A 304-nucleotide genomic window follows, 5' to 3' on the forward strand; every position below is an offset into this window, starting at 1 on the left:
GAATGACATGGCAGACAGTACTCAAGTCGACGCGTCGTCACGTCGGCGCTTCATGCAAACGGCCGTGGCCGCGGCGGCTGCCGGTTCCGCAAGCGGATTCGTCCTCGCCGATACCGCGATCAGCACCACGTCCCGACCGCCCGGCAGCGACAAGACCGCAATACGGACCTTGCGCGTGCATGCGCCGGAAGCGCAGCTCGCGGAGCTCAGACGGCGCGTGAAGGCGACCAAATGGCCCAGCCGCGAAACGGTGCCGGACGACACCCAGGGCGTGCAACTCGCGACGATGCAAAGCCTCGCGCAT

The 304-nt window shown here is 66.8% G+C and carries 1 protein-coding gene; it reads left to right on the forward strand.

Annotated features, from left to right (window positions below; genetic code table 11):
* Positions 1-7 precede the first annotated feature (7 nt).
* On the forward strand, positions 8-304 hold a 297-nt coding region (locus QCE73_RS34180; RefSeq protein WP_404989847.1), incomplete at its 3' end, for an epoxide hydrolase N-terminal domain-containing protein.

This window comes from Caballeronia sp. LZ029 (assembly GCF_031451275.1).
Classification (GTDB): Bacteria; Pseudomonadota; Gammaproteobacteria; order Burkholderiales; family Burkholderiaceae; genus Caballeronia; species Caballeronia jiangsuensis.